This is a genomic window from Prevotella sp. P5-64, assembly GCF_002251285.1.
In the GTDB taxonomy this organism is placed as follows: domain Bacteria; phylum Bacteroidota; class Bacteroidia; order Bacteroidales; family Bacteroidaceae; genus Prevotella.
On record NZ_NPJK01000030.1, the window covers coordinates 116,254 to 141,174 of the forward strand.

Consider the following 24,921-nt stretch of genomic DNA (forward strand, 5'->3'; position numbering starts at 1 on the left):
TTTTTATTTGCTTTCCTCCCACCCTATCGGATGATTGAGCAGCAAGAGATGGTCGGCACCGAGTCCGAGTTCCTTCTTGAGCACCTCTACATTCATGGTGGCGCGTGCCACGGTGCCCAACTTCTGCGCCGTACATGCCAGATAGATGTTCTGCGACACATATCCTGCATCCAGCGTGCCCAGACGCTGGGCTGCCTGAGCGTCGCCCAAGGAGCCGAACTTGCCTTGGTTGCTGGCGAGCACAAGCATGACGGGAGCCGAAGCCACCGACTGCTGCCCGGCAGCCACCTCGCGGCGCAGGTCCTTGCCCGAGAGCTGTACCAGAGCATTACTTTCGACATCGTAACGGTAAGCGCCAGCAGCCTTAATCACGTATACTTCAATGTCCTGACGGTTGAGCGCCGAAGCGGCGGTTATCTTCTTCTCCGCCTCGCGGCTGTAGCCACACGCCGCCCATAACACCTGAGCCAGCGTGGCATTGTCTACATCCTTATTCTGATAACTGCGCACCGAACGGCGCGTCTGCAAAGCCTCGTAGAGCGTCATCGCCACCTGCTTGTCTGGGGCGGGCAGCTTGACCGTGGTCTGTGCCAGCGCCGAAAGCGATATCATGACGAGGACAACAAGAAATGACAATTTTTTCATATTAACCTGAACTAATATCTATTTACGCTGCAAAATTACAACAATTCTGAGATATTTTTTCATATATCGGCAGAAAAGAATTGAGCATAAACGAGATATTTCAGTTTTCCCTCGCCCATCAGTCGTGCGCGCCCACTTCGCCTCTGAAGGTAGAAGCGGGCGACGAGGCGCCGTTGACGAGATTGGCACGTGCGCTATGGCTGCCAGCCATAGCGCACGAGGCGGGGATGCTTTACCTCCAGCGACGTCAGGACGACGGTGCATCCGGCGATGACGGCTGTGGCAGGATGATACAGGCCTTCTTCCTCGGCTATCTCAAATGTCGACGGGGCCTTGCCGTCGGCCGTGAAGAGTCCGCCGGCATAGTCAAAGCGCACGACGAGAGAGTTACCCACGCGCGATACATTAATATATAGGTCCCGACGGACATAGCCAGGACCGAGCATGCGCTGCAACTGGGCGGGATAGGAGTCGCGGGCGCGGTCTTGGCTGCCGGGCTTTCAGGAGCCGGCTCATAGAACCTGGCTATGGTGCCCGCCATCATCGCCAGCACCCCCAACATCTGCCCACACCGACCGAAAACCGCAAAGATGATGTCGAGAGGAGTTTCAAAGCATGAAATGACTATTGCGAAGCGCGAATTAATGTTTTCACGCCTTGATTTCTCCAATTCACGGTTTGCAACATAAGATTAAGCGGCAGCGGACAAGTCGGCTCTGATGCGTGAACGGAATATGGCATCCGCCGGCTTGCTATCAACATCGGGCATGGGTGGAAACAAGGTAAAAGGGGGGGGGCATCGTCAGCCATAGGCGCGTAGGGTCACCATTCCTCAAACGGGAGGTCGCCTTCGACCCATTGGCTCTGGGGCAAACCATCGTCGGCGAGCGGATTGGAGACCGACAGCCCCAACAAGCGTATGGGCCGCGATGACGAGTAGCTTACCTGTGCCAGCAACCGCTTAGCCAGCGGCAGTATGGAGGCTTTGGTAGACAGTGTATGGTTGGTGGTAATGCGCTTGCTGATTTGGGTAAAGTCGGCATACTTGACCTTGAGGGTAAGCGTGCGACCCTCGAAACGGGCGTCGGCAAGGCGGGCAACAAGCTCGACGACAAGGTGGTAGAACTCGATGATGACTACAGAGCGCTGGCTGATGTCGCGCAGATAGGTCTGCTCGCAGCCAACCGACTTGCGCACATAGTCGGCCACAACCGGGCGGAGGTCGATGCCACGGGCAAAGTCGTAATAGACGTTGCCCATCTTGCCAAAGACCTCGCAGAGATGATGGCGCGACACCTCGCGCAGCTGCTCACCAGTAAAGACGCCTATGCGGTGCATGCGCTCGGCGGTCTTGGGACCCACACCCCAAAACTGCTCGACCCGCAGCGAGGCGATGAAGTCGAGGGCACGCGTGGGATGGATGACGCAGAGTCCGTCGGGCTTGCGGAAGTCGCTGGCTATCTTGGCGAGAAACTTGTTGTAGGACACGCCTGCCGAGGCAGTGAGATGGAGCTCGTCGGCAATGCGCTGCTTGATTTCGCGGGCTATCTCGACCGCCATATCCATGTGGCGCTTGTTGTGGGTGACATCGAGAAATGCCTCGTCGAGCGATATGGGCTCGATGAGGTCGGTATAGTCGGCAAAGATGGCATGTATCTGTGCCGACACCTGGGCATAGTAGTCGTGCCGGCATGGCACCACGATGAGCTCGGGACAAAGGCGGTGGGCGACAACCATCGACTGGGCAGAGTGAACGCCATAGCGGCGTGCCTCGTAGCTGGCAGTACTCACCACGCCGCGCTCGCCGTCGAAGCCCACGGCAATGGGCTTGCCACGGAGTGAGGCATCGTCGCGCTGCTCTACCGAGGCAAAGAAGGCGTCCATGTCGATGTGTATAATCTTGCGCTCCATAATCAGGAGCAAAATTACCACTTTTCTTTTACTCCAGACTGCGGGAAGAACAAAAAAATAACGCAAAAGAACAAAGCTATGCTTGGCGGTAAGAGAAAAGATGAGTATTTTTGCATCTACGTAATCGGAACTGAGGGAACTCGGTCCAAGAATAACAGAGACATGAGATATACGCTGGAATTTGCAAGAGAGCGCTTTGCTCATTTCAATAAGACAATCTTCAACGACCGCCTGCCCCGCCCGGCTTTCTGGCTGGTCAACGTAAACTCGTATATGGGTCAGATGCACCGTACGCTAAAGCGCGACAAGCAGGGGTACGTGGCTATGTACAAGATGAAGCTCAACGTGAAGTATGACATCGACGAACGAAAGGCCGAAGACATCATGCTGCACGAGATGATACATCTGCATATATGGCATGAACAACTGAAAGACGCAAGCTCGCACGGACCTGTATTCAAGTCGGTGATGGAAAAAATCAACAAGGAGTTCGGGCGCCACATCACCATAAGCACAAAGATGAAAAGAGAAGTGACCAAGGTGGTGCGCATGAAGTGGAATCTGGTGGCGGCATGCCGGATGACGTCGGGAAAGACCGCCATCACCCTACCCCCGAGCACAAGGGTGGCCCACTTCCAGAAAGTACTCATGGAAAGCGACAAGGTGAGTAGCATCGAGTGGTACTACACAACCGATACCTTCTTCTACAACTATCCGCACCCGCTCACGGTCAAGCTCTACTATGTAGATGAAGCTCTGCTGGCCCAGCATCTGAAAGAAGACGAGCGGATTAGACAAACTGCCGGAAAATGAAAATGGCACGCTGTTCTGTCAAGACAAACAGCGTGCCATTGTTTTTACACCTTATTATATTATACTTATTTGGCAGCATCGGCGGCACCAGTCTCAAGAAGCTGGAGTGCCTCGGCAGTCATGTAAGGCTTTACTTTGTCGTAAGGCAATGTAAACGAAACCATGCCCATAGCATAAGGGCCAATCTCATACTGCTGATAGACGAAGTGGAGACCGTCGGCAGCAAGATAGGGAGCATGGGCGGGCAACGGGATGATGCCCTTGTCGATGAAGAGGAGCTTCAGGGCTTCGTCCTCGGTAACCTTCTGCCCCTGGGCGTTGATATAGGTGGTCACACCGTGAAGCAGCAGAGGCTGGATGGCTTCAAGCTGAGCGGCATCGACAGTAGCGCCGAGCACGCGGCCCGAAGACTTGAGGATGTTGACACGGTAGGACACGGCAGAACCATGGGCGCCACCGCCATACACATACTGGTCTACGCTATAGGTGACATAACGCTCGTTCTGGGCGGCAAGGCGAATAGCCACATCGTAAGAACACTGGAACTCGGGGGCTCCGCCATCGGGCGACTGCATGGCGCGCATCGAGTCAACATTGAGCTTGCCATAGAAATCGACCAGCGCCTGGCCATCGGTAAGGTCTCCGCCGTATCCGGCTGAACGCGAGGCGTCAAAAGCATGAACACTGGAAAGCGAGTCGAGCTGGGCATTGACATAAGCGCGCACTCCGACAGCGAGGGAGTCATCGCCCTGGGGCACATCGGCCACAATATTGCAGTGGAGCATACTGTCGGCAAAGGCATACTTGAAACTGTCAACCGCCAAAGAGTCGGAACCATTGGCAGAGCCAGCCATCTTGCATCCGGTAATGCCTCCCATCCATACCAAGAGGATGGAGGCAACGAAAAATAGTCTTCTCATAATTCTAATATGGTATATAATATTACTTAGAAAAGACAAAGTTAGCAGAAAGCATAATTCCCACCAAACAACTTTAGTTAATAATAAGTAAAAAAGCATCTGGGGCAACGCCATCGATACCTCCGGCAATCGCAGTCTAAACAAGGGGAAAAGCGAGTGACAAGAAAGTAACGATGGAGACATGCAAAAAGGTGCCGAAAAGCCTCTTTTCGCCCTTCAATAACCTACAAATGAGCCACTTATACGGCAAAATATCCCCCAAAAACGCAAAAAAGAGTGATAATCTTTTCATATCACACAAAAAACTATTATATTTGCACCCACAAAAACAAACATAGTCAAAATATTCATATAAATAACAATAAAAACAGCAATGACAAAGACAGAAATTGTAAACAAGATTTCAGAGAATACTGGCATCTCAAAGAAGGAAGTAGCCATTGTAGTGGAAAGTCTCATGGAGACTGTAAAGGAAAGCCTGCTCAAGAGAGAGCACATCTCACTGCGTGGTTTCGGTAACTTCATCATCAAGCGTCGTGCAGAGAAGACAGCTCGCAACATACAGAAGAATACTACTGTAATCATCCCCGCACACGACTACCCCAGCTTCAAGCCTGCCAAGGAGTTCGTGGAGAAGATGAAGAACAACTAAGCATACAACGCAAAAACATAACCATTTAAATTAAAAGAATTATGCCAAACGGTAAAAAGAAGAAGGGCCACAAGATGGCTACTCACAAGCGTAAAAAGAGATTACGCAAGAACAGACATAAGAGCAAGTAATCATTGTATTGCTCTATAGCCTAATCAAAAAGACTAATGGGGCGTGTCGTGCGACATGCCCCCATTTTTTTAAGCAATAAGTGAAGATAGTATGACAAGCGAAGTAATCATTGACGTCCGTCAGAAAGAAATCTCGATAGCTCTGCTCGAGGACAAGAACCTCGTGGAGTATCAGAACGAGCCCCGCTCGGCCTCTTTCTCTGTGGGCAACATCTACATAGCAAAAGTCAAAAAACTGATGCCTGGTCTCAACGCCAGCTTTGTGGATGTAGGCTACGAACGCGATGCCTTTCTTCATTATCTTGACTTAGGAAGCCAATTCAACTCGTACGAGAAATATCTCAGACAGGTACAGAGTGACCGGAAAAAACTTTACCCTTTTGCCAAAGCATCACGTCTGCCCGATATCCCTAAAGACGGCAGCGTACAGACTGCGCTCAAAGTGGGCGATGAGGTGCTGGTGCAAATTGTAAAAGAACCCATTTCTACCAAAGGTCCGCGACTGACAGGCGAAATCTCTTTTGCCGGACGATATCTTGTGCTTATGCCATTCGGCGATAAGGTCTCGGTATCTTCCAAAATAAAGTCGGGAGAAGAGAGAGCAAGACTCAAGCAGCTTATACATAGCATTAAGCCGAAAAACTGTGGAGTTATTGTGAGAACGGTAGCCGAAGGTAAGAGAGTGGCTGAACTGGATACTGAGCTGAAGGTGCTTACCAAGCGCTGGGAGGACGCCATAACAAAGGTGCAAAAGACACAGAAAAGACCCCAACTTGTGTTTGAAGAAACCAGCCGTGCCGTAGCGCTTCTGCGAGACCTGTTCAACCCAAGTTATGAGAACATCTACATCAACGACGAAGATGTTTATCAGGAAGTAAAAGACTACGTGTCGCTTATAGCCCCTGAAAAAGCGCACATCGTAAAACTCTATACGGGTAAAGTTCCAATTTTCGACAACTTCAACGTAACCAAACAGATTAAGTCGAGTTTCGGCAAAACGGTCAACTACCGCCATGGTGCCTACATGATAATCGAGCACACAGAGGCAATGCACGTGGTTGACGTGAACAGTGGAAACCGTTCTAAATCGGAAAACGGACAGGAACAGAATGCACTGGAAACCAATCTTGGCGCTGCCGACGAACTGGCACGCCAACTCAGACTAAGGGACATGGGTGGTATCATCGTCGTAGACTTCATCGACATGAACCTCGCCGAAGACCGGCAGATGCTCTATGAACGTATGTGCAAGAACATGCAAAAGGACAGAGCCAGACACAACATCCTGCCTCTTAGCAAGTTTGGACTGATGCAGATAACCCGTCAGAGGGTTAGGCCAGCCATGGACGTCAACGTCGAAGAGGCCTGCCCCACCTGTAACGGTACAGGCAAAATCAAGTCGAGCATCCTGTTTACTGACATTCTCGAAAGAAAGATTGACCGACTGGTCAACAAGATTGGCATCAAGAAGTTCTATCTACATGTACATCCATACGTTGAGGCATATATCAACCAAGGACTGGTATCACTCAAGCGAAAATGGCAGCTAAAGTACGGCTTTGGCGTACATGTAATAGCGTCGCAGAAACTTGCTTTCTTACAATACGAATTCTACGATACAAAGAAGCAGTTTATCGACATGAAGGAAGAAATCGAAACCAAATAAGAAAGAGCCTCTCACAGCAAAGTGGGAGGCTCTTTCTTGTAGTAATCTGTGAGAAGCTACCCTTCGGACTGACGAAGAGTAGCTTCTTGCGTTTATCTTTCACCGACAATGCGGGCAGGACCTATCAAGCCTGACTTGAGGAGAGGCTCGTCGGCCTTGTAATACTTGATGGGGTAATAGGTGACAGTCTCGGCGCCGGGCTGCATATCTCCTACCATGCGGTTGTGCCATGGATTGACTACAGCAATCTCGGCCTTGTTGTCACCAGCCTTGACGGCAGCGGTGATATCTATTATATAAGGTGCATGCCATACCACGCCCACGGGCTGACCATTGACGGTAACTTCGGCCAAGTCCTTGACCTCGCCCAGGTCAAGCAGTATGCGTGAGGGAGCTTTCTTCTTGAGTGATTTCTTGGCTACCTTGAAGGTGTTGGTATAAGTTGCAACACCTGAAAAGTACTTAACTCCCTGCTCGGATGACTCTGTAAGCGATGCCAAGCTATCCAGAGCAATCTGTGATGGAGCTCCGCGATGAGCCTGGAAGTTGACGGTCCATGGCTGGGCGAACTCGGCAAAAGCAGTGCGGGTGCGATCGGCGAGAGTGACAGCAGGAACGTCGGTATCGTCAACAAACACCACAAAGACTGCATCATAGGCGGGCATGTCGAGGGTTACGCGGGTGCGGCCGTCGACCATTTCGTAGCTCACATCTTCCTTGGCGCCGGTATCGGCATGCCACAGCTGTGGCTTCTTACCTGTGACATTGAAGGAGGCAGTGAACTTGCGCGCCTGCTTGGTCTGGTTGGCTATCCAGTAAATCTCGCCATCGTTCAGACGACGGTGTACAAACTTGATGTTGGCCTTGGCGTCAGAGAAGGTGACATCGGGAGCGACTCCAGTGTTTGCAAGCACCTTGCCGATAGACACTCCGGTAGTAACATTCTTGCGGCCAGAGCCCCAGATATCCTTTACCAGGCTGTCAAACTCTTCGACAGTTCCATCGAGTCCCACGAGGATCTTGGGCTTGTCGCCGGCAATGGTCACACCGGCATCAGCCAGCTGCTTGATGCGGCGCAGCATCTTGATGGATATCATGCTCACATTGTCAAGCCACAATACGCGATAGCGCATACCTGTGGCGGTTACCAGCTGACCATTGTCAACCTTGAGGACATCCTTAACTATCGACGGACTCACGAAGTCATAGTTGTAGGTATTGGGGAACTTTGGCATACGGGTCTGGTAGCGGGCTGTAACATTGGAATCCTCACCGTAATAGTAAGCTACGTCGGCGACAAACTTACCTTGACGCAAGAGATAACAGCTGCGGGCGAGGTAGTCGGTCCATGCGCCGGCCTGGCTTGCCCAAGTCTCATTGCGGTCGAACCACTGGCCCCAAAGACCAAGGCCAATGCCCGGCACCTTATCATCAACAGGCTGGTGGGGAGAGGTGTGGATGACGAAGAGGTTCAATCCGCTGGCCATAGCGGCATCGGCGGTGGGTTTGAGGACAGCGGGGGTATACACGAAGGCGCCATCGCGGAAGCCATCGGATGTAAACGACTCTGCTGCAGCTACGTTCTGTCCATAGATATGGGCAACAGAAGCAGACTCTCGGATATCACTCTCGTGCTGGGGGACGGTTACGAGTCCCTGCTTGTAACGCATCCAGATAGCAGACATAGGTATATCGGCGCTGCGTTTGCAGTCCATACCGTCGGTAGCGTTGGCGCGCCACGCCTCATGACTCTCCGTATATCGCTTCAGGCCGTAGGGCTTGAGGATGTCAGTGATCTGGTCGTAGTGGTACTCTGTCATCATGTCGCCGATAGTGGTACGCCAGTCGAAGAGGAAGCGCTCGGTTTCCTCAGCACTGTTGACAACGATACCTGCCAGCGCGGGAAGCCAGGGGAGCAAGTCGTAGCCACGGCGGGCCTTGAACTCTTCCACCATCTTACCTGTCCATGTCTGGGCACCGGCTTCATAACTGTCATTGAGCAAGTAGGTGATACCACGGTTACCCATCAGTCCCTTGCTGGCATCGACATAAGTCTGGAGATAATTCTTATAGTAATCGCGGATAGCCACGGGGTCTATCTTGTCAACCTCGAGACCGGTAGCTTCAGGCGAAGCGGGATGGTTGGTCTTTCCTGTGAGTCCGTAGCCGAATCGCATGATGCGCCAACGGCCCTTGGGAGCTTTCCAGGTAAGCACGCCGTCCTTGACAAAAGAGGTAACATCGACAACGTCTGCCGTGTTGACAACATCGGTAGTGGCAGGAGTCTTGACAGACGTTCCATAACGATAGAAAGAAGATGCCGACTTGTCTGAAAGGAGGTTTACGCGTACTACGGGTGACAATTTAAGCGAAGAAAGACGGAATCCGGTAGCGGGATTGTTCTTCTCAGTACTTGTGAATACCATCTTAAAATAACGGGCTGTGGTCTGAGGAATATCCTCCACACGCTCGAAGCCTCCCTGGTAACTCAGGTCGACCACCTTGGTGAATGTCTTTCCGTCCATGCTGCAGAAGAGACTCGCAGCGCAGTTCTCCACTCTTTCTTCTATCTTCAATACCGACCATGTCACTGACCGCACGAGTTGTGGCTGATGAAAGTCCATCAGCACCCATGCCTTGCCGTCCTTCTCGGCTTGGATGATAGAATAGTCAGAGATACTGTCGTTGCCCAGCTGCTCGGCAGTAACTGTGCCACCGCTGGTTGTGATGGTCGGATTGAGCTCCATCATCGACTTGTCGTTATCTGGAATGCGCATAGCCAGAACTGCGACGTCGCGATAGAACTTCTTCTGCAAGAAGACTGTGGCTACAGATTGATTGACATAACAATAGTCCTGATAGGGGCCAGTGATATCAAAGCCACCGGGCAACTTAACCTTCAGGGCCTTGCCTGTACCTTTGACCTCGGTCTGTCGCCAAACGAGCTTCTTCATTCCATCTTCGTCCTTGACCCATGGGCCGCCAGTCTCGCTCCATCCGGGAGCGCTGGCGATAGTCGCCTCGAGCCCGAGACTATCGGCAAGATGAATGGCATAATGGAAGGCGTCTTTCCATTCTGGCGTCATGTAAGGCAGACGCTTCTCGACGACTTGCGGAGTGGATAGACCGGCATCGAAGACATGAAAGCCACCAATGCCACTACGCTTCATCCAGGTGAGGTCCTTGTAGATACCGTCCTTGGTGATGTTTCCGTTCATCCAATGCCACCATACACGGGGGCGATAAGGCTGACCGGGATGCTGGAAGTCCTGGTACAAAGTCTGTGCGTCTTGAGCCGAAGCGGACAATGCCCCTGCGGCAACAAAGAGCAATACTGGTAATGATTTAAGTTTCAACATATGGATATAGATTAAGTTATTGTACGATTTTGAACCTTATTCGGAAGCTGCGCTTCTCTTCGTCCCAATTGGTGCCGAGCAGAGTAAAATGGCCAATCTGTCCAGTAGAGCGCACATGCTTGCCGATACATGGGCAGACGTCGTAATCGCCGATGCGTACCAGCCTGATGGTTTCGCTCGCATCCTCGGGCAAACGGTCGATATGAACACCCTCGGGGATATGGTCACGGTCTACAAACTCATAGGTTACAGGCATGTCCTCATCAATGAGGCGGTTCATCTCATCTTCGATGAACTTCTCTTCCTTGCGGGTGGGCTTGTTGGCGAGCTGATAGGTTATCTTGCTCTTCTTGCGCTCGATGTGCGCATTACGACTTCGCTCACACCCATACTTACGTACCATCAGCTGATTAAGCAGATGCTCGGCAGTATGGGCAGGCGGGAATTCCTCCTTGTTGTGTTCGTTCAGAATCAATTCGTCCATGATATTATTGTTTGATTTTGTATACTACTCCGCCATGAGCCGGAACGGCGACATTGACAGCCTCGTTGACCGCAAGATGCAACTTGGCCTTACCGTCACTCAACAACTCAACAGCGTCGGCATCCCCCTCTGCGATACTCATATACACAAAGGCATGCGAAGGAATGATAACTCCCGTATCGATGGCCTCAGCTGCGAAATTGACAACCACCAGAAGCAGCTCGTCATCCTTCTTGCGCAGGAAGGCATATTGAGATTGTGCCAGATGACCATTAACATACATCAGGTCAAAGGTCAGACCTCTGCTTGCCGCCTTCTCTTTCTCAGCAATGAGCATCACGCGCTTGTAGGCATCCATCAGTTTGCGTTCCGACGGTGTTTTCTTGCGAATATCGAAGTATCCGTGGTTGACACTGTCCATGCTCCAATAGTCGAAGATAGTGCTACGACCATCGCGACCACTGAAGCCTTCCTTGTCCATACCACGCTCGCCGAGTTCTTGACCAGCGTAGAGCATATAAGGATTGGCGTGGAGCAGACAACTCACTATGTGGGCGGGATAGGCAGCCCAAGGCTCGCCGGCGAAAAAGTCGCTCGCAATACGCTGCTCGTCATGATTTTCCAGGAAATAGAGCATGTGGTCGCGGATATCGTCGGTCTGCTGCCATTGCGTTGTGATGTCAGAGGCCCAACGACGGCCACAGACGATGTCACGCAGACTGTCATACATGCCCACCTTATCATATAGGAGGTCAAAGCCAGCCCCAATATAAGTACGGTAGAGCGAAGGATTGTAGACCTCGCCGATAAAGATGATATGCGGATAAGCCGTTTTCACCACCTTGGTGGCGTAAGCCCAGAACGCTGCGGGAACCATCTCTGCCATATCACATCTGAAACCATCCACTCCCTTGCCTGCCCAGTACATCAGGATGTCTGTCATCTTGGTCCACGTATCGGGAGTGGGGTCAAAATGCTCAGAGCGACCACCTGCATCACAATAGTCAACACCATAATTGAGCTTGACGGTCTCATACCAGTCATTGCGACCAGGACGATTGTCAAAATGGTCATTGCCGGTAGCTCTGGCAGGAGCCTCGTGATAAGTCTGACTATCGGTGACATCGCCCAAGTCAAGCGACTGCCCCCAGCAGTAATAGAAGTTGTTGTGGGTGGAAAAGTGCATGTTGACATCATCGTCTTCACCCAAATCTCTTACGCCCTTGGGCTTGCATACAGAGTGGTACTGACGCGCCACATGGTTGGGCACGAAGTCCATGATTACCTTCATCCCCGCCTTGTGCGTCCTTGCGATGAGCCTCTCCCACTCCTGCATACGCTTATCGACGTCGACAGCTAAATCGGGGTCAATGTCATAATAATCGGTAATGGCATAGGGAGAACCGGCACGACCCTTGACCACCTCGGCGTTCTGAGCCGGAATGCCATAAGCCGTGTAGTCGGTCTGCGTGGCATGACGCAACACACCGGTAAACCACACATGGGTCACACCCATAGCTTTGATGCGCTTCAGCACCTGCGCATCAATGTCATTCATCTTCCCAGAACCATTTTCGGCAACCGAACCCCACTCTTTACGAGTGGTGTTACGATTGCCGAAAAGTCTGGTAAATATCTGATAAACTATCATATCGTTCAGGCGATACCGCGCACAGCCACGGTTTTGTCTATACGACCTATCATACCTTGCAGCGCCTTTCCAGGACCACACTCCGTGAAGTCATCGGCACCGTCGGCAATCATAGCCTGCACGCTGGCAGTCCAGCGAACCGAACTGGTGAGCTGGGCTATCAGATTGGCCTTGATTACCTCAGGCTCAGTGTGGGGCTTGGCGTCCACGTTCTGATAAACGGGGCACTTGGGCGCATTGAATGTAGTCTTCTCGATGGCGGCCTCAAGTTCGTCCTTGGCGGGCTGCATCAGAGGAGAGTGGAAAGCGCCACCAACCTTCAGGGGCAGAGCGCGCTTGGCACCGGCTTCCTTCAGTTTCTCACAGGCGGCATTGATGGCATCTACATTGCCAGAGATAACCAGCTGGCCAGGACAGTTGTAGTTGGCAGCAACCACTACATTACCATCGGTAGACACTTCAGCGCAGATTTCCTCAACCTTCTCATCGGGCAGACCGATGATGGCAGCCATAGTACCAGGGTTAGCCTCGCAAGCCTTCTGCATGGCATTGGCACGGGCAGCCACCAGCTTCAGGCCATCCTCAAAGCTGAGCGCGCCTACTGCTACAAGAGCAGAGAACTCACCGAGTGAGTGACCGCCAACCATTGCTGGAGCAAACTCGTCGCCCAGGCAGAGAGCAGAGATGACACTGTGCAGGAATACAGCAGGCTGGGTAACATTAGTCTGCTTCAACTGCTCGTCGGTGCCTGCAAACATGATATCAGTGATTTTGAAGCCGAGGATTTCGTCGGCCTTGTCAAACAATTCTTTTGCCAATGGATTATTGTCGTAGAGCTCCTTGCCCATGCCGACAAACTGTGAACCCTGTCCGGGGAATACAAATGCTTTCATTATTATCTTATTACTTAATACTTATTACTTTAGTGCAAAGTTAGTGAAAACCGAGCGCAATACAAAATAAATCACATTTATTTTTATGTACGCGCGAGGCACCGCCATACATTATGGCACAAAAAAAATCCTAACCGCGCAATTGCAGTTAGGATTTCTATTGAGATTTGCTTTACAGCGCAAACTTATTCAGCTGCGGGAGCCTCGGCAGCAGCCTCAGCAACAGGAGCCTCCTCAACGGGAGCCTCAACGGCCTCCACGGGAGCGTTCTCGGCAACGACCTTAACGGGAACCTTTACCTCTACCTCCTTGTGGAAGTGAACGGTAGCCTCGTAGTCGCCAACCTTCTTGGCATCGTGCATGGTAACAATCTTGCGGTCGATGTCGAAGCCCTTCTTAGCGAGAGCCTCTACTACAGCAGCAGCGCCTACCGAACCGTAAGTTACACCAGTTGCAGAAACCTTAGCTTCGATTACCAGCTCTACACCATTGAGAGCCTCAGCCTTCTTCTCAGCCTCAGCCTTGAGGGCAGCCAGCTTGTGAGCCTGCTGCTTAAGGTTCTCAGCGAGCACCTTCTTGGCGCTGGGCGAAGCGATAACACCCTTGCCTGTGGGGATAAGATAGTTACGACCGTAACCACTCTTAACGTTCACGATATCGTTCTTGTATCCAAGACCGATGATATCTTCTTTCAAAATAATCTCCATTGTGCTTCCTCCTTTTTATTTCATCAAGTCAGTTACATAAGGAAGTAATGCTATCTGGCGCGCACGCTTTACAGCCTGGGCCACACGACGCTGATACTTCAGAGATGTGCCAGTAATACGACGGGGAAGAATCTTACCCTGTTCGTTCAGGAACTTCTTCAGGAACTCAGGATCTTTGTAGTCGATAAACTTAATACCGCTCTTCTTGAAGCGGCAATACTTCTTCTTCTTTACATCGATAGAAGGAGCTGTCAAGTAACGTACTTCTGAATTGTTCTGCTCTGCCATGATTAAGCCTCCTCTTTTTTACCAAGTTTTGCGCGACGCTTTTCGGCGTACTGAGCAGCATACTTGTCAAGTTTAACGGTCATGTAACGGATAACCTTCTCGTCGCGGCGATAGCCAGTCTCGAGAGAGTTAACGATAGTTGGCTCAGCCTTGAATTCCAACAGACAGTAGAAGCCTGTAGATTTCTTCTGAATAGCATAAGCCATCTTCTTCAGTCCCCAGGTCTCCTCGTTCAGAATCTCTGCGCCTTTATCAGTGAGCAGTTTCTTGAATTTAGCGACCGTTTCCTTCATCTGTTCATCAGACAAAACGGGAGTCAAAATGAAAACGGTTTCGTATTGATTCATACTGTTTATAAATTAATAAATGATTAATGTTTGCGCACTATCGACAGGAGAGCCGAAGCCCACTGCCTCAAAATGCGGTGCAAAGGTACTGCTTTTTTTCCTGACTGACAAACATTTCGAGGATTATTTCATTATTTTTTTAATCAGACAAGTCCTCCTGGCAACCATCGTTGACAGTTGCCGGAGGACTTTCAGAGTTGAGAGAGATTTCTATAATCAGTTTTTGAGCAGCGTGAGCGCAGCGTCGAGCAGCGTGCTGTTGACCACATCCGACTCGCAACGACGCACGCCTTCTACCAGCTTGATGCAAGCCTTCTTGTCGTTGGCATCAAACGTCTTGCGACCCAGATTGCACAGGGTTACCAGTCGGTTGGCCAATATCTGGCGGTATTCCACATCCTTTGCTGCGCCATCTGAAAAGGCGAGCGACGTATAGGCCGAACATACTGATGTTACTGCCGTCAACAGACTGGAAGAGGTAAACTTGGTGGCCTTGTTGGCGATATCCAGATTGGAGTAGACCAGCTTTCCGCTACCGTCAACCATCAAGATGCTGTCGCTCTCGGTGCGTAGCACTCTGCGGCCTTCGGTCTGCTTCGATGCCTTCTCTCGCTGCACCACCGGGTCAATGTTATAGAACTTCAGCAGCGAACCATTCATCTTTTTCCCAGACATCCACCACACCAAAGCATAGACATAACGTTTTTCCTTGTTCAGCGGGTCGCGCAGGTAGAGGATATCGTAGTTGCGGTCGATATACACGCCCAGATTATAGGTCAGGGCGTTGTCCTTGCCATAACCTATATTATTGGACTTGGCTATCGTACCGGCCTTGCGGAAATTAGACATGTAAGCCAGAGCCACATTGGGCCGCATAGTCTTGGCCTCGAAGTCATCGACCAGCTTTCTTTGCTCCTTGTCGATGACAAAGTTGTAGAACTTGTGATAACCGCCTTCATACTCTTGGGCCTCGCTATTGGTGATGGCACCCATGTCTATGAGGGTCTGAGCCAGCTGCGCAAATGCTACATCAATAGACTGCTTGGGCGAGGCAGCAGAGGCGACAGCCGCCATGGCAGCGAGCACAGCCAACAAGATAAAACGCTTGATTTTCTTCATATTCAGTTTCCTCCTTTATATTTTAATAAACTTCTTCTTCGAGCACAGCCAAGGCTTCATTGACGATGGCATTCTCGCGGTTAGCTCCCTCCATCATAGCCTGCTGGTAGAGCTGCTCATCGTCGCGCTGCGCCTCTTCCACGCATTGTGCCACAAAGGCATCGATGGCGTCGGAGAGCGAGTCGACGAACTCCTTTCGGCGCGCCTCGGCATACAGCGGGTGGGGAGGCGCCGGCGTGTACATATATTTATGATAACGGCGCGCCTTGGGTTTCTCGCTCTTCACGCTGTCTGCCTTGGGGACTGAGGGTGCATGGACAGCGGCACCCGAGACCGTGTCTATGGGAACGGCTGCTATCTGCACACTGTCTGCCGACGGCGACGACGGGCTGAGAGCGAGCGTCATGACCACAGCCACAGCCACACAGGCGGCGGCAATCATAGCCACCCTGAGGGCGATGCTCCGGGCCACAGACGACGACCTGCCCGCTGTCACGGGAGTGACAGCCACATCCTCTTCGGGCATGCCGGCATCAAAGTAGGCAAACATCTGCCGATAGTCTTCCAAGTCGGGAGCCACCTCGCGACGGGCGGCAAACCACCGGGCTATCTCCTGCTCCTCTTCCACCGTGGTCTGGCCTTCCATAAACCTCGTGAGGAGTTGTCTGATTTGCTTTTCGTTATACATTGTTATATTTATGTACGTTGATTACGTTTTCTGATATCGGCGAGCAGCTGTCTGCGTGCCTTTGAGAGCAGCGTGGCCACCGAGGCCGGCTTGATGCCGAGTATGGCAGCTATCTCTGCATTGTCCTTCAGTTCTATCTGTCGCAGCCGCAACACCTGATGCTGCATGGGCGGCAGAGCCTGGAGTCTGCGCTGCAGCCATGTATCGGTCTCATCGGCCTCGATAGCGACATCGGCAGCCGACGAGGACTGGACAACAGTCACTCCCGTCGTCAGCGATACCGTGTGAGATTGGCGCAGCATGTCGAGCGCCCTGTTGCGGGCAGCCACCACAGCCAGTCCACGGGCATGACGAGCGGAGGAGATATTGTCGCGCAGCGTCCACAGCCTCAGCATTATGTCTTGGGCCACATCTTCTGCGCCCTCGACACCGATGCCGGCAGCGGCAGCCGAACGGACGGCTGCCACGCGCAATTCTGCGGCTATATCGGTAAACTCCTTTTCGCTCATCATGATTTTCGCTATGCTACTCTATAAACGCGGAAACACGCGATTTATCAACCGATTTAACACACATTAACCTAAATTTCTTCTGACAACGCCGATTGTACCATCGATGGCCGGCAAGATTAATTCGTGGTTGGAAATAGTGGTTGCCCGCCGCGATTTGGATAATTCCGGGTTTGAAATCTCCATTTCCCACTCTGCAATCAATTTGATGACCATCATGATAAAAAATAAATGATTTTATTTTGTTCTCCTATCGGTTTGCACTACCTTTGCAATAATGAAAAAGATAGATTTCACCCGAATAGGCAAAGGGGCGCCTTACGCCCTCGTGACGGGCATGGTCTGCTTTGTGGCAGCCTATGTCATAACCAACCCCTGGATCAAGAACTCGCTGCTGCTGGCTGGTCTGGCTGCGGTAGTGATAAGCGTGGGGCTATACATCACGGCTTGGAAACACGAATAAGACAATGGATATGAAGCATATAATGACGACTCTGCTCGCCCTGGCACTGTGTGCGACGGCCACGGCACAAGACTTTGACAAGTATTTCACCGACAGCACGCTGCGGCTCGACTACATCTTCGAGGGCAACGCCCGGCAGCAACACATCGCTCTCGACCAGCTCAACGTGAGCCCCCGATGGTATGGCAAACGACAGCGACTGACCGAACTGCCGGTACAAGGAAACGGCCAACTGACCGTGCGCGACCACAAGACCCGCACCGCCATCTATCGCAACTCGTTCTCCACGCTCTTCCAGGAATGGCTCAGCTATCCCGAGGCAGAGGGCGCGGCACGCTCGTTTGAGAACGTGTTTCTGATGCCCATGCCCAAAGACACGGTAGAGGTGACAATAGACCTGCGCAACAACCGCCAGGAGGTCATCGCAAGCTACACCCACACGGTGGTGCCCAGCGACATCCTGATACGTCGCATCGGCAAGAAGCCTACGCCCTACACCACCCTATGGCAAGCCCGCGACACCACACGCTGCATCCACATAGCCTTCGTGGCCGAGGGCTACACCGAGGGCGAGATGGAGACGTTCGTAGCCGACGCCCGCACCGCGATGGATGCCATCTTTGCCCACGAACCCTTCAAGAGCATGCGCGACAGGTTCAACGTGGTGGCAGTGAAGGCCGTCTCGGCAGAGAGCGGCACATCGTCGCCGGCAACAGGCGAATGGAAGAACACGGTGCTGGGCTCCCACTTCGACACATTCTACAGCTCGCGCTATCTGACCACACTCAGGCTGAAGACGCTGCACGACGTGCTGGCTGGCACTCCGTATGAGCACATCATCGTGCTGGTGAATACCGACCAGTATGGTGGCGGCGGCATACTCAACTCGTACAACCTCGCCATGACCCACCATCCCAAGTTCCGCCCAGTGGTGGTCCATGAGTTCGGCCACAGTTTTGCCGGTCTTGCCGATGAATACGCCTACGACTTTGAGGACATCCCCATGTATCCTCACGATGTGGAGCCATGGGAACCTAACATCACGACCAAGGTGGACTTCCACAACAAGTGGGAGAACCTGATAGGCACCGACAGCCAGGCTGGTTTCTACGAGGGAGCGGGCTACAGCCTCAAGGGCGTGTATCGCGCCTATCCCGACTGCCGCATGCGCACCAACGAGAACCCCGAGTTCTGCAAGGCTTGCCGTCAGGCGCTCGTCAGACTCATCAATTTCTATACCGAATAAGCCATGCCGCTGCGCCATACGCTGACTACGATAGCCATACTCGTGGCTGCCACGCTGCCTCTGCACGCCCAGCAGGCCGACAAGGAGCAGCTGGGGCGGGCCATAGAGTATTTTCAGACGGCCAAGTATCATGAGTGCATGCTCATCCTGGCACGGCTCGACAGCGTATATACCATCAATCCGCGCTTCAGGGCATTTCTCGGCGTGTGCTATTACTACGAAGGCCAATACGCCAAGGCAGCAGAATATCTGGAGGCGACCATCCCGCAACTGAAAGCCTTCTCGCCCCAAGAGGTGGGGCTCTACAACTGGCTCTGCGGCGAATGTTTGTTCAAGCAGGAGCAATGGCAGCGCGCCATAGCCTACTACGAAGCCACCACCCTGATGCGCTACGGCAACGAGAAGGCCGACGCGCTCTACCGCTTAGGCTTCTGCTACATCAATCTACACAATATGCGGGTGGCAAAGGACTATCTGGAGAGCGCACTGATATACTACGAACGGGCGGGAAGCCCTGACTACAAAGCCCGAGTGGCACAACTGCGCAACATGACGGCTGCCCTAAGAAACTATCTGGGCGAAGAATAGACACAAAAAAGACGGGAAGAATGTCGGCAACAATCATCTGCAACATTCTTCCCGTCTCTCTATAAACGGATGGGGCTATTTCTCTCTCGGGGCACGAGGACAGCGGGCTGCACGGCGGAAAGCCTGACGATGGAAGCAGTCTTCGGCACGAAGAATCTTCATCACCACGCGGCCAGGCAGAACAGCCAGAAACTTGCGGTGATACTGCTGCTGGATGCGGCGTATCTGCACATCGATGTTGTCCATGCGATGGATGGCGCGGGCACAGGCGTTGTCATCGCCGAAATCGGCCATGCGGCGATACTGGCGCATCTCATCGAAGAGGGCACGCTGCTTGGTCTGCATCTCACGGAAAAGAGGCAGGAACTTATCTATCTGGGCAGGCGTGAGATCTGCTTCCTTGACAATGAAAGTCTCCATATCCGCCTGAAATCGTCGGGGGTTGAAATCGTGCTCTGCGGCAGCCGCCACGACAGCGAGCAGCAGAGTGAAGGACATTATCAGTATTCTTTTCATGCTATACCTTATTATATATACATTAATACTCAGACAGCGAAGCATACATATCGCCCTTGTCGTACATGGCATAGTCGGCCATCTCGTCGATAGAAGCATCGATGGCATGCTGCTCGGCAAGAGCCTTGGTCTGCTGATGCTGCGTATGGGCCAGATAGACAGTAGATGTAAGCAACAGGCCTGCCAGACAGGCTGCTGAAGCCACATAATAACGGTAACGGTGCCACCATGAATGATGGACAACGGCAGGCTGGTCATCAAGACGGGCCATAAAGTCATCGGCAAAATGGTCGAAATATCCTTCAGGCACCGTAAAAGGATTGCGGTGGTGACCAGACTGCATGTCATTAAGATTGATTTCGCTCATATTCATTCACTTTATACGTTTGACGATTGTATCTTCGAATAGTTTAATCACGGTGTTTAATATAATCCAAAACTTTCTGGGCTGCAATGTGGTAATTGGCCTTCAGAGCGCCCTCGGTACGCTCGAGCATCTTGCTCATCTCAGAGTATTTCATCTCATCGTAATAGCGGAGCAGGAAAACCGTGCGCTGCATGTCGGGGAGTTGGGCAATGGCTTCCTGCAAGAGGGCCTCGGTGGCGTCGCCGTCGAAATACTCGTCGGCCATCAGGTGTCGGGCGGCGTAGAGGTCGGCATCGGCGTCGGCCACGTTCTTCTTGCGGCGCAGAAAGTCGAGCGACTCGTTGACGGCAATACTGTAGAGCCAGGTGGAAATCTTGGAATCGGCCTTGAACCTGTCGATATTCATCCACGCCTTCATCAGCACATTCTGCATCACATCGTCGGCGTCGTCGTGATAGAGCACAAAGTGTCGTATCTTCCAATACAGCATCTCGCTATACTGGCTGACGATGAGCCCGAATGCCTTGCGCTTGGTCTCGGGCGACGCGAGCATCTTCAGAAGTGTGTTGTCGTCGACTGTCATCGGTAATTGTTCAGATATCGGTTGATTACGGCATCATAACCATAGATGTCGGCATACTCACACATATGACCTTGAGGGTCGGGATAGAGGGTGTAATAGGTAATGAACAACGGCACTACCGGGTCGAGGCTCTTGGAACGGATAACCATACGGCGCTTGAGCGTATCAGCTTGGGCTTCGCCGTCGCGGGCCAGCATGGCTGTCATCGAATACTGTATCTTGGCTTTGACCGACGGGTCTTTGTCGGCGAGAAGGAAAACTGCCAGGTCGTAGGGGCGCTCAACTCGCACACAACCATGAGAGACTGCGCGCACAGCACGTCTGAAAAATCCGCGGGATGAAGTGTCGTGGAGATAAACGGAGAAAGAATTGGGGAAACGGAATACTATACGCCCCAAGGAATTGCCCTCACCACCTTTCTGCACAACCGAATAGGCGGGCGAAAGCAACATATCTGATGTGAAATGTGGCCAGGAGACAGTCTTGCCCGTACTGCGCTCGCGCACAATGTAATGGTTGCGGGCGAAATAGGCACTGTCGCCGATGTGGCGTACCACGCTGTTGCGGATAATGCTCCTTGGGATAATCCATTGAGGGTTGAGGTCCATACGGGAGATATCGCTGACGAGCAGAGGGGTCTTGGTAGACACGGCTCCCAGTCCTACACGCATCTGCATGGTGGTCTCGCCGTCGACAGCGGTCAGCATAAACGCCGGCACATTGACCATCACATATTTGGGGCAAGTCTGGGGATGTCGGTGGGTGCGCCAGCGGCGGCGCTCCATGTTGGCCATTATCCGCGAGTAGGCTGGCGTCTGCGGCGGAGTGGTCTGCAGCATCTGCGCAAACCGACGATAAAGCGAATCGACGGGCTGGACATCGTGCAGGAAGACGGCTACGCTGTCGGCCTCGACCTTGGCGAGAGCGCGCTGGTAGAACGCACGGTTGGGGGTGTCCATCCCAACATCAAAAAGGGTGCGATAGCCGAGGCTTATACGCGCCGTGTCGACGAGGTCAATGCGGTTGAGAAGCACGCGGGGGTTGACATAACCGAAGCGTTGGCCCGTCACATAGCGCAGGTATGACTTGGTAAGATTGTACTCCAGCCGAGCCACTACACGACTGGCTGTGTGGAGCGTGTCAAACTGCAGGTGGCGCATACGATGGAGGTCGGCCTCTATCTGGGGCACACGAAAACGATTGGGACTGAAGCCAATCTTGTCGACATGACGCAGATAGGCCAAGAGAGTGTCAGCCCGGCGGTCGACGCCCTGACGGTCTACCCAAAGGAGGCGTCCACCCTGCTGGTAATAATTGCGAAGAAAATAATCGGAAGCGACCGTATCTCGGTCATCGCGCACTTGGCGGTCCAAATGCTGCTTGAGACGCGACAGGCTGACCACATAGTCAGACACACGCATCGTGGAAAAATCATCCAAGGTAAGGTCGCGGTTGGGATTGACATCCTTTTCGCTACAGGCGACAAGCGAAAAGGCGGCCACCGCAATAAAGAATAGTTTCAGGAGGCTCGACACGGACTACTTGACAGAGATTTTGCGAACACACTTGCCCACCTTTACGATATAGCAACCCTTGGGCAAGCTGAGTTCAAAGCGCTTGTCTTCACCTTCCACTTTGACGTTCATCACTCTTACTCCAGCCACGTTGTAGATTTGAAGGACCTCTCCCTCAGCACCGGTAACACGCAGGATGGAGTTGGCGTAAGATATAGAAATCTGCTGGAAATCGGTCTCCACAATCTCTATGCCTGGGTTGGCCATCGCCGACGATGGCATGGCAAAGGCGACGAACAAAGCAAAAACTGATACGAGTATATTTTTTATCATAAGCCTTTCAATATTGTATTTCAATGCAAAAATAGGTAATTTATCGCACACTATCCATCATTTGCACGAACAAAATGAGCATCATTAAAACTATTTAACATCTATCACCATGCCTTCATTGGCCAAGACGGTGTTGGGGAAGATGGCAACGGCCTCGTCGAGGATAGTCTGCTCGTTCTCATAGCGGGCACTGAAATGTCCCAAGACCAACTTGCCGACTCCGGCGGCCCGCGCTACCTTTGCGGCTTGCTCCGATGTGCTGTGGTAGTAGAGCTTGGCGCGGTCGGCGCAGGCTTTGTCGTAGGTACTCTCATGATAAAGCACGGTAGCGCCTTCCACGAGCTTATGCAACTTGGGCATATAGCGCGTGTCACTACAGTAAGCATAGCTGCGAGGTGGGTCTGCAGGGAAAGTAAGGCGCGAATTGGGGACTACAGAGCCATCCTCGGTCGTCCAGTCTGCGCCGTTCTTGATGTTGGCGATATGACATACGGGGATATGATAGAAGTCTATCATGTCCCGACGTATGTGCGGGAGTGTCCGTTTCTCACAAAAAAGGAAACCGCAACAAGGCATACGATGCTCAAGGGGAATGGTAGTCACCGTGAGGCTACGGTCTTCATAGATAACGGTAGTCGCCGCGGTATCAATCGCATGGAACTCGACCTTGTATTCAAGTCCCTGACAGTAAGCTTGCATCTCCACCTCCAGGATGGGTTGCAACTCCGCCGGAGCATAGACATGCAGCGGTGCTGTACGCCCCAACATGCCGAATGTGGATATCATCCCGATAAGCCCGAAGCAATGGTCGCCATGCAGATGGGAAATAAAAACGTGGCCAATGCGCGAGAAACTCACGCGCGAACGACGGAGCTGTATCTGGGTGCCCTCTCCGCAGTCTATCATGAACATCTTGTCGCGCAGCTCTACCACCTGCGCCGATGCATTGTGGCGCAGCGTGGGCAGCGCACTGCCACACCCGAGTATATGTACCTTGAATGATTCCAAAACGTTAATCGTTACTATTCACAGGTTGGCGCTTGAAGGCGTAGATGCCCTGATGATTTTCGAGATATAGGCTGTCGGCTCCCAGAACGTCAATGCCAAAGGTGTCACGATTGAGAATGAGCTTGCAATTGCATATCTTCCACGCCGTCCAAGGGTTGCTTTCGGCTTTGACTGCCGATGCCACTGTTCCACCTTCCTGTATTTCAAAGTTCTTGTCAATGCTGGTCCATCTGCCGAGCAACGTGGTGATGTTGATGGCCTGCGAGGCTTGCATCTCTCCATCACTATTCTTGAAGCCGACAACTGCCATGCGGTCGCCGACCAACATTCCGCCTTTGACGGTCATCTCCGCATCGTCGGCATCCAACATATAGGTTATGGTGTCGCCCTCGTCGGTCACCAATTCAAGAGAATGCATCGACGTGCCACTTCCGCACACTCCATAGACCGTAGAATCCGGCGTCTCCATAACCTCCACGCTATCCGCGTCGGCATTATTGTCCGCGTTCTTCTGTCCTCCGCATCCCATCATCATCATTACGACTCCAATGGTCAAGATAAAACATACCTTCTTCATTGTATATCTTTTATTGATTATCATTCTCATTGTATTGGTTATCATTCTTGCGTTCCTGATACTTAGCTTCATTCCAGAGGTCATCCATCTCCCCGAGAGTCATATCTTTAAGCTCTTTTCCAGCCTCTTTGGCCTTCTGCTCTACGTAGCCAAAGCGGCGGATGAACTTCTGGTTGGTCTGCTCGAGCGCGTTGTCGGGATTGAGATGATAGAGGCGAGCGGCATTGATGACGCTGAAGAGGAAATCACCAAGTTCCTTTTCAGAGTTGATAGCGTCGTCCTTGGCGAGTTCAACCTCAAGCTCGTTGAGTTCTTCCCGCACCTTATCCCAAACATCTTCACGTTTCTGCCAGTCAAAGCCCACATTGCGGGCCTTGTCCTGGATGCGGTAGGCTTTGATGAGCGAAGGCAGCGAGGCTGGCACACCGGAAAGCACGGTCTTGTTGCCGTCCTTTTCCTTTTGTTTGATTTGTTCCCAAGTCTGCTCCACCTCCTCGCTGTTGTGCGGCACGTCGCCCGAGTCCGCCTTCGGATCATCCCGCCATCCCGTCCAATCTATAAATGGATGACGGAACATCAGCTTGCGAGCCTCTTGGTTGCAGACATCAGCGATGTCAAATTCGTCGGATTCATCTCCAAGAATGGCATAGAACAGCACATGCTCCATGACATCACCGAGCTCCTTTTTCACATTATGCATGTCATTGTTCATCAATGCGTCAGCAAGCTCGAAGGTTTCTTCAATGGTATTGGGACGCAGACTCTGAAACGTCTGTTTGCGGTCCCAGGGACACTCTTTACGAAGGCGCTCCTGGACATCAAGCAGGTGGCCAAAGGCTTCTATTTTAGCTTCTCTCGTATTCATTGTTATATTTTTTCTATGCAAAAGTAAGTAAATTTCAATAAATTCTTGTAACTTTGCAATGATTTTTTTAACATGATA

At 52.1% G+C, this 24,921-nt stretch carries 27 protein-coding genes and 1 pseudogene; 6 read left to right on the forward strand and 22 right to left on the reverse strand.

All coding sequences use genetic code 11. From position 1 onward, the window contains the following. Nucleotides 1-3 precede the first annotated feature (3 nt). From CIK87_RS05585 to dinB, 3 genes are all read right to left on the reverse strand, one after another. Nucleotides 4-645 (reverse strand): SagB/ThcOx family dehydrogenase, encoded by a 642-nt coding sequence (locus CIK87_RS05585; RefSeq protein ID WP_094386167.1) that lies wholly within the window; start codon nucleotides 643-645, stop codon nucleotides 4-6. Nucleotides 646-839: 194 nt separating this feature from the next. Further along, a complete protein-coding gene (locus CIK87_RS05590; RefSeq protein WP_144008122.1) occupies nucleotides 840-1,040 on the reverse strand; it encodes a hypothetical protein in 201 nt (66 codons plus the stop codon). Between the two features lie 427 nt (nucleotides 1,041-1,467). After that, nucleotides 1,468-2,556, reverse strand: a complete 1,089-nt coding sequence (gene dinB / locus CIK87_RS05595) for a DNA polymerase IV (protein WP_094389325.1) — start codon at nucleotides 2,554-2,556, stop codon at nucleotides 1,468-1,470. Nucleotides 2,557-2,718: 162 nt separating this feature from the next. On the opposite strand from dinB, the gene CIK87_RS05600 reads away from it, so the two are divergent. After that, the gene (locus tag CIK87_RS05600) at nucleotides 2,719-3,369 is read left to right on the forward strand and encodes a SprT-like domain-containing protein (protein WP_158216210.1); all 651 of its coding nucleotides are present in this window, start codon (nucleotides 2,719-2,721) and stop codon (nucleotides 3,367-3,369) included. Between the two features lie 65 nt (nucleotides 3,370-3,434). On the opposite strand, the gene CIK87_RS05605 is transcribed toward CIK87_RS05600, so the two are convergent. Beyond that, on the reverse strand, nucleotides 3,435-4,289 hold the full coding sequence (locus CIK87_RS05605) for a DUF3298 and DUF4163 domain-containing protein (RefSeq protein WP_022311161.1): 855 nt from the start codon (nucleotides 4,287-4,289) through the stop codon (nucleotides 3,435-3,437). A gap of 373 nt (nucleotides 4,290-4,662) precedes the next feature. Between CIK87_RS05605 and CIK87_RS05610 the strand changes: the two genes are divergently transcribed. Further along, nucleotides 4,663-4,941 (forward strand): HU family DNA-binding protein, encoded by a 279-nt coding sequence (locus CIK87_RS05610; RefSeq protein WP_022311162.1) that lies wholly within the window; start codon nucleotides 4,663-4,665, stop codon nucleotides 4,939-4,941. A 222-nt stretch (nucleotides 4,942-5,163) separates the two neighbouring features. Further along, entirely contained in the window at nucleotides 5,164-6,738 is a 1,575-nt protein-coding gene (locus CIK87_RS05615) for an Rne/Rng family ribonuclease (RefSeq protein WP_022311163.1), read from the forward strand. A gap of 92 nt (nucleotides 6,739-6,830) precedes the next feature. Here CIK87_RS05615 and CIK87_RS05620 read toward each other — a convergent pair whose 3' ends face one another. The 10 genes and pseudogenes from CIK87_RS05620 to CIK87_RS14330 all read right to left on the reverse strand — a co-directional run bounded on the left by CIK87_RS05620 (nucleotide 6,831) and on the right by CIK87_RS14330 (nucleotide 17,002). Then, nucleotides 6,831-10,097 (reverse strand): glycosyl hydrolase, encoded by a 3,267-nt coding sequence (locus CIK87_RS05620; protein ID WP_094386175.1) that lies wholly within the window; start codon nucleotides 10,095-10,097, stop codon nucleotides 6,831-6,833. A 16-nt stretch (nucleotides 10,098-10,113) separates the two neighbouring features. Continuing rightward, nucleotides 10,114-12,232 (reverse strand): annotated as a pseudogene (locus tag CIK87_RS05630) (alpha-amylase family glycosyl hydrolase). A 5-nt stretch (nucleotides 12,233-12,237) separates the two neighbouring features. After that, entirely contained in the window at nucleotides 12,238-13,125 is an 888-nt protein-coding gene (fabD, locus tag CIK87_RS05635; protein ID WP_022311167.1) for an ACP S-malonyltransferase, read from the reverse strand. Nucleotides 13,126-13,310: 185 nt separating this feature from the next. Continuing rightward, nucleotides 13,311-13,832 carry a 50S ribosomal protein L9 gene (gene rplI, locus CIK87_RS05640; RefSeq protein ID WP_094386181.1) on the reverse strand — a complete coding sequence of 174 codons (522 nt, stop codon included), beginning with the start codon at nucleotides 13,830-13,832 and terminating at the stop codon, nucleotides 13,311-13,313. A 15-nt stretch (nucleotides 13,833-13,847) separates the two neighbouring features. Beyond that, complete coding sequence (gene rpsR / locus CIK87_RS05645) at nucleotides 13,848-14,120, reverse strand: 30S ribosomal protein S18 (protein ID WP_094386183.1); 273 nt, start codon at nucleotides 14,118-14,120, stop codon at nucleotides 13,848-13,850. A gap of 2 nt (nucleotides 14,121-14,122) precedes the next feature. After that, nucleotides 14,123-14,467, reverse strand: a complete 345-nt coding sequence (gene rpsF, locus CIK87_RS05650; protein WP_022310308.1) for a 30S ribosomal protein S6 — start codon at nucleotides 14,465-14,467, stop codon at nucleotides 14,123-14,125. Between the two features lie 216 nt (nucleotides 14,468-14,683). Beyond that, on the reverse strand, nucleotides 14,684-15,586 hold the full coding sequence (locus tag CIK87_RS05655; RefSeq protein ID WP_094386185.1) for a hypothetical protein: 903 nt from the start codon (nucleotides 15,584-15,586) through the stop codon (nucleotides 14,684-14,686). 22 nt (nucleotides 15,587-15,608) lie between these two features. After that, nucleotides 15,609-16,274: a hypothetical protein gene (locus CIK87_RS05660; RefSeq protein ID WP_144008123.1), complete on the reverse strand. Its 666-nt coding sequence runs from the start codon at nucleotides 16,272-16,274 to the stop codon at nucleotides 15,609-15,611. Between the two features lie 8 nt (nucleotides 16,275-16,282). Further along, a complete protein-coding gene (locus CIK87_RS05665) occupies nucleotides 16,283-16,786 on the reverse strand; it encodes an RNA polymerase sigma factor (protein WP_094386189.1) in 504 nt (167 codons plus the stop codon). 63 nt (nucleotides 16,787-16,849) lie between these two features. Further along, nucleotides 16,850-17,002: a hypothetical protein gene (locus tag CIK87_RS14330; RefSeq protein ID WP_158216211.1), complete on the reverse strand. Its 153-nt coding sequence runs from the start codon at nucleotides 17,000-17,002 to the stop codon at nucleotides 16,850-16,852. 58 nt (nucleotides 17,003-17,060) lie between these two features. Between CIK87_RS14330 and CIK87_RS05670 the strand changes: the two genes are divergently transcribed. Genes CIK87_RS05670 through CIK87_RS05680 form a run of 3 tightly spaced genes read left to right on the forward strand, consistent with a single transcriptional unit; the run spans nucleotide 17,061 to nucleotide 19,080 of the window. After that, the gene (locus tag CIK87_RS05670; protein ID WP_022310305.1) at nucleotides 17,061-17,246 is read left to right on the forward strand and encodes a hypothetical protein; all 186 of its coding nucleotides are present in this window, start codon (nucleotides 17,061-17,063) and stop codon (nucleotides 17,244-17,246) included. 10 nt (nucleotides 17,247-17,256) lie between these two features. Next, entirely contained in the window at nucleotides 17,257-18,492 is a 1,236-nt protein-coding gene (locus tag CIK87_RS05675) for a M64 family metallopeptidase (protein ID WP_094386240.1), read from the forward strand. Nucleotides 18,493-18,495: 3 nt separating this feature from the next. Next, on the forward strand, nucleotides 18,496-19,080 hold the full coding sequence (locus tag CIK87_RS05680) for a M48 family metallopeptidase (RefSeq protein ID WP_094386192.1): 585 nt from the start codon (nucleotides 18,496-18,498) through the stop codon (nucleotides 19,078-19,080). 75 nt (nucleotides 19,081-19,155) lie between these two features. Here CIK87_RS05680 and CIK87_RS05685 read toward each other — a convergent pair whose 3' ends face one another. The 8 genes from CIK87_RS05685 to mazG all read right to left on the reverse strand — a co-directional run bounded on the left by CIK87_RS05685 (nucleotide 19,156) and on the right by mazG (nucleotide 24,843). After that, complete coding sequence (locus CIK87_RS05685; protein WP_094386194.1) at nucleotides 19,156-19,596, reverse strand: hypothetical protein; 441 nt, start codon at nucleotides 19,594-19,596, stop codon at nucleotides 19,156-19,158. A gap of 22 nt (nucleotides 19,597-19,618) precedes the next feature. Beyond that, nucleotides 19,619-19,963, reverse strand: a complete 345-nt coding sequence (locus tag CIK87_RS05690) for a hypothetical protein (protein ID WP_144007837.1) — start codon at nucleotides 19,961-19,963, stop codon at nucleotides 19,619-19,621. 43 nt (nucleotides 19,964-20,006) lie between these two features. Continuing rightward, entirely contained in the window at nucleotides 20,007-20,546 is a 540-nt protein-coding gene (locus CIK87_RS05695) for an RNA polymerase sigma factor (RefSeq protein WP_094386196.1), read from the reverse strand. Further along, a complete protein-coding gene (locus CIK87_RS05700) occupies nucleotides 20,543-22,048 on the reverse strand; it encodes a L,D-transpeptidase family protein (RefSeq protein WP_254046513.1) in 1,506 nt (501 codons plus the stop codon). The genes CIK87_RS05695 and CIK87_RS05700 overlap by 4 nt, the downstream gene beginning before the upstream one ends. A gap of 36 nt (nucleotides 22,049-22,084) precedes the next feature. Continuing rightward, nucleotides 22,085-22,393, reverse strand: coding sequence for a T9SS type A sorting domain-containing protein (locus tag CIK87_RS05705; RefSeq protein WP_022310298.1), 309 nt, complete (start codon nucleotides 22,391-22,393; stop codon nucleotides 22,085-22,087). A gap of 90 nt (nucleotides 22,394-22,483) precedes the next feature. Further along, nucleotides 22,484-23,401: a ribonuclease Z gene (locus tag CIK87_RS05710; RefSeq protein ID WP_094386198.1), complete on the reverse strand. Its 918-nt coding sequence runs from the start codon at nucleotides 23,399-23,401 to the stop codon at nucleotides 22,484-22,486. A 4-nt stretch (nucleotides 23,402-23,405) separates the two neighbouring features. Then, the gene (locus CIK87_RS05715) at nucleotides 23,406-23,978 is read right to left on the reverse strand and encodes a hypothetical protein (RefSeq protein WP_022310296.1); all 573 of its coding nucleotides are present in this window, start codon (nucleotides 23,976-23,978) and stop codon (nucleotides 23,406-23,408) included. A gap of 10 nt (nucleotides 23,979-23,988) precedes the next feature. Continuing rightward, nucleotides 23,989-24,843 (reverse strand): nucleoside triphosphate pyrophosphohydrolase, encoded by an 855-nt coding sequence (gene mazG, locus CIK87_RS05720; RefSeq protein ID WP_094386200.1) that lies wholly within the window; start codon nucleotides 24,841-24,843, stop codon nucleotides 23,989-23,991. Between the last annotated feature and the right edge of the window lie 78 nt (nucleotides 24,844-24,921).

Coding starts and splice junctions, on each gene's coding strand:
- CIK87_RS05665 (WP_094386189.1), bottom strand. CDS start 16,786: ATGATGAGCGAAAAGGAGTTTACCGATATAGCCGCAGAATTGCGCGTG.
- rpsF (WP_022310308.1), bottom strand. CDS start 14,467: ATGAATCAATACGAAACCGTTTTCATTTTGACTCCCGTTTTGTCTGAT.
- rplI (WP_094386181.1), bottom strand. CDS start 13,832: ATGGAGATTATTTTGAAAGAAGATATCATCGGTCTTGGATACAAGAAC.
- CIK87_RS05705 (WP_022310298.1), bottom strand. CDS start 22,393: ATGATAAAAAATATACTCGTATCAGTTTTTGCTTTGTTCGTCGCCTTT.
- CIK87_RS05600 (WP_158216210.1), top strand. CDS start 2,719: ATGAGATATACGCTGGAATTTGCAAGAGAGCGCTTTGCTCATTTCAAT.
- rpsR (WP_094386183.1), bottom strand. CDS start 14,120: ATGGCAGAGCAGAACAATTCAGAAGTACGTTACTTGACAGCTCCTTCT.
- CIK87_RS05680 (WP_094386192.1), top strand. CDS start 18,496: ATGCCGCTGCGCCATACGCTGACTACGATAGCCATACTCGTGGCTGCC.
- CIK87_RS05715 (WP_022310296.1), bottom strand. CDS start 23,978: ATGAAGAAGGTATGTTTTATCTTGACCATTGGAGTCGTAATGATGATG.
- CIK87_RS05655 (WP_094386185.1), bottom strand. CDS start 15,586: ATGAAGAAAATCAAGCGTTTTATCTTGTTGGCTGTGCTCGCTGCCATG.
- dinB (WP_094389325.1), bottom strand. CDS start 2,556: ATGGAGCGCAAGATTATACACATCGACATGGACGCCTTCTTTGCCTCG.
- CIK87_RS05620 (WP_094386175.1), bottom strand. CDS start 10,097: ATGTTGAAACTTAAATCATTACCAGTATTGCTCTTTGTTGCCGCAGGG.
- CIK87_RS05610 (WP_022311162.1), top strand. CDS start 4,663: ATGACAAAGACAGAAATTGTAAACAAGATTTCAGAGAATACTGGCATC.
- mazG (WP_094386200.1), bottom strand. CDS start 24,843: ATGAATACGAGAGAAGCTAAAATAGAAGCCTTTGGCCACCTGCTTGAT.
- CIK87_RS05670 (WP_022310305.1), top strand. CDS start 17,061: ATGAAAAAGATAGATTTCACCCGAATAGGCAAAGGGGCGCCTTACGCC.
- CIK87_RS05675 (WP_094386240.1), top strand. CDS start 17,257: ATGAAGCATATAATGACGACTCTGCTCGCCCTGGCACTGTGTGCGACG.
- CIK87_RS05605 (WP_022311161.1), bottom strand. CDS start 4,289: ATGAGAAGACTATTTTTCGTTGCCTCCATCCTCTTGGTATGGATGGGA.
- CIK87_RS05660 (WP_144008123.1), bottom strand. CDS start 16,274: ATGTATAACGAAAAGCAAATCAGACAACTCCTCACGAGGTTTATGGAA.
- CIK87_RS14330 (WP_158216211.1), bottom strand. CDS start 17,002: ATGATGGTCATCAAATTGATTGCAGAGTGGGAAATGGAGATTTCAAAC.
- CIK87_RS05685 (WP_094386194.1), bottom strand. CDS start 19,596: ATGAAAAGAATACTGATAATGTCCTTCACTCTGCTGCTCGCTGTCGTG.
- CIK87_RS05695 (WP_094386196.1), bottom strand. CDS start 20,546: ATGACAGTCGACGACAACACACTTCTGAAGATGCTCGCGTCGCCCGAG.
- fabD (WP_022311167.1), bottom strand. CDS start 13,125: ATGAAAGCATTTGTATTCCCCGGACAGGGTTCACAGTTTGTCGGCATG.
- CIK87_RS05615 (WP_022311163.1), top strand. CDS start 5,164: ATGACAAGCGAAGTAATCATTGACGTCCGTCAGAAAGAAATCTCGATA.
- CIK87_RS05585 (WP_094386167.1), bottom strand. CDS start 645: ATGAAAAAATTGTCATTTCTTGTTGTCCTCGTCATGATATCGCTTTCG.
- CIK87_RS05690 (WP_144007837.1), bottom strand. CDS start 19,963: ATGAGCGAAATCAATCTTAATGACATGCAGTCTGGTCACCACCGCAAT.